The 3037-nt window shown below is 55.5% G+C and carries 2 protein-coding genes; both read right to left on the bottom strand.

The features are described 5' to 3' along the window. Positions 1-331 precede the first annotated feature (331 nt). The gene (locus tag PXK07_RS18535; RefSeq protein WP_274849784.1) at positions 332-1708 is read right to left on the bottom strand and encodes a tail fiber domain-containing protein; all 1377 of its coding nucleotides are present in this window, start codon (positions 1706-1708) and stop codon (positions 332-334) included. A gap of 51 nt (positions 1709-1759) precedes the next feature. Further along, on the bottom strand, positions 1760-1933 hold the full coding sequence (locus tag PXK07_RS18530; protein WP_274849783.1) for a hypothetical protein: 174 nt from the start codon (positions 1931-1933) through the stop codon (positions 1760-1762). Positions 1934-3037 lie beyond the last annotated feature (1104 nt).

Below are 3037 nucleotides of genomic sequence, written 5' to 3'. Positions count from 1 at the left end.
ATCAGACATGTTACCGCTCGATTTTCGAACCGTGAATCACGCCGCTGGACGGAAATCAATGGGTCCTGACCCTAGCGTCTGGCCGTTGTTTTCAGGGTTAGACCTCTCGGCATATGCAATTCGAAATCCAAGATATCCGATTGCAATGGTAATGAGTACCTCGGTTTCGAGATTGAAAGCATTTCCAATATCTTCGAACATAGTTGTGTGTGTCCTTTCAGTGGATAGTCTTCGTAGCCGACGAGCGAGTTGTCACTCAGTTCTTTGAGAATGGGCCCCGTGTCGAGGGGCGTTGGTGCGCCCCTTGGCCCCCCGCTTGGGGGGCAGGCCGTCACCCCGCTGCCAGCAGGAAGCACATCAGCTCGCCATAGCGCAGACCCAGCCGCTCACCATCTGGCTCTTCGGCCTGGTACTCTTCGGTGACGGTTTCCATTACCGGAATGTGATGCACGGCCGGTCGATGGTCATAGACCGGTTCGCCGGTCTTCTCATCGATCCCGACCTGTACCTCGGCAGTGATGGGCGAACCCGCCTCATCGTACAGTGGCACTTCGTCGAACACCGGCTGTTCGACTTCCACGGTCACCATCTTTCGAACAGCGCGGCCGTCGGTCACCTCGATCACTTCACGGTCCTTCGTTACCAGCTCCGTCACTTGCCGCTCGATCTCCCTGGTCTTGACGACGGTCTTGGTGATTGGGGTGCGCGTGAACAGGCCATAGCGACCAGGATCTAGTCCTTCCGCCTGAAAGGCTGCTTCCACCTCTTGGGCAATGAAACCGCAATGCAGACGGGCCGCATCGCCTTTGTCTGCAACCGCGTCGATCCACTGGAAGATCTTTGCCATCCCCTTCAAGGCTGCTGCGACGCGGCGTTCTGCATCCGTAAACCCGCGAATACCTGTTTTCAGGTTTTCGTCTGAGGTCTGGATGACCGTTTTTTTGGCGAATATATCGTCCCAGCGATATGATGCCGACCCGAGATCCTGCGCATTGTCCGTTGCTGGCCGGATGATACTCTCAGTTTCAATGACCAGCTTGTCGTTGCCCTCGGCGCGAAGCCTCATTTCGTTGTGCTTGCAGGCTATGGCTTTGAACGAACCATCTGCGTTGTCAGCGGGGACACGGACAACCATGCTCGATGACCCGCCGCTATCCGACTCGAGGAATAGCCCACCTTTCCATTGACCGCCGGTGGAGCCAATCTGCAGGCCGCAGGATTGATTTTGCGCGTAGGTTACAGGACGTATGTCGATATAGTGATCCGGTGTTGTTGTACCCATAACCATCCTGCCGGTATTCGAAATGGTCATCCTGACCGCATCGTTTGTGACAGCCTGCAACCCTACGGCACCGGAATGACCGAACGATTTCAGGCCGCACGACTGGCTCCCATCCGTCCGCTGGTGCTTCAAGAGCCAGCCATCAGCGTTGCGCCGGATGTTGAGGAAATCTGCAAGGGTGAGGCTGCCCTCCAGCCCCGTAGTGGTGCCGATGCCCACGGCGCCATTCGCAAGAAGAAGGCCCAAAACGCCCCCGGCCTGGATACCGATCTGGTTTTCACCGACCAGCTTAACCCCTGTGTCGCGATCCGTGTTGAAGGCAGCGAGGGAGGTGCCGAAATACCCGTCCGCGAGCAGGTCCTTGGCGGCCTGAAAATCACTCAGCAGCGCCTGCGCTGATGCCGCGAGGGCATGGGCCATCGCCATCGTGGGGATGGCTGCATAGAACTGGTCTGTTGCCGTAGCCCCCCGATAGTTCTACGCCAGCGTGATCTGGGTGCCGCTATCCACGGTCAAGATCTCGTAGAGGCTGAAATCTGCCCCCATACGGTTCTCTTCAATCGCAGTGTCCAGCGTTGCCGCAACTGTGGCAGATTGGACGCCGATGGCATCCCAAAGTTCGTCGGATATCTCGCCCGATGAAATCCGCACGTCCGGCGTGGTGACCGGAAGCCAGACCGACCATTCGACGCCACGGCGGCGGCTGAGGGGCTTTGCCCGTACCTGGTAGTCGGTAGGGAGTACCGGGCTTTTCGCATGAAATGCGATCCCAGAGTGAGCAGAGACCTAGCCGTGACTTATGGCCTAGAGGGGGAAGGGTTTGGATGGGGACTGACTGGCGCTGCGTAGCGGCCAAGTTCAGATTTAACATAAGTGGCCTTGTCGGATTTTCGGTTGCCGATAGGGCCCGTGCCAGTCAGGTGGGGCAGGCCACAGCCAGATGCGGAACTTCGCTGTGAATTAGAGAATCTGCCTGCAACCCGATGATGCTATCGTTTGGAATTGCAGCTGGGAAACCATTCCCACATGATGCAATCTGAAGGTGAAATCACCTGCAAATCCTTATCTTTAGAAAGGTTTCAAACTTGCGTTTTCCCGTCCTTCTTTTTGCTGCGGTAGGCATGGCGTCTGCTATCGGCGCTGGCAGTTCAGATGCCGCAGAGTGGAAAACTAAGGATGACTGTGATCTTGCCATTGCTTTTCCTGACCGACCAAAGGCTAGCAAAGTATCCACCTTCGGTCTTCGAGGTATAAGCTACGACTATCGGCACTCGGAAATCCTCCGGGCGGAGTTTCTGTCACTTCCTGAGGGAGGAAGAGAGTACCAAGAAGCTGTGTATGAGGAAATTCTTTCAAACTATGCGATAAGTAATGGGTTGAAGAACTCGTATCTATCCCTGCACCTAAGTGAAAAACTCCCTCACGCATTTGTGCGAGGGAATAAGGTGATCGATGGTAAGGAGGTGATCTACAAGTCAACTCTATATCTGCGAGAAGGATGCGCGCTGGTAGTAATGGTTGCCACGCTAGCGTCCATGTATCCGACAAATTGGATAACAGATTTCGAGCGGAGCGTTCAGGTGCGATAACCGTTCTTCAAGGGGGCTACACAGCCCAAAGTAAAGCCACTTGCTATATGTGGGACAACTGCGCAATCTGGATCTAGGGGCGGCAACCGGCCTTAGGGTCAGGACCCATTGATTTCCGTCCAGCGGCGTGATTCACGGTTCGAAAATCGAGCGGTAACATGTCTGA

Origin of the sequence: Phaeobacter sp. QD34_24, assembly GCF_028890115.1 — a bacterium.
In the GTDB taxonomy this organism is placed as follows: domain Bacteria; phylum Pseudomonadota; class Alphaproteobacteria; order Rhodobacterales; family Rhodobacteraceae; genus Phycobacter.
This window is presented reverse-complemented; position numbering and strand designations above follow the sequence as displayed.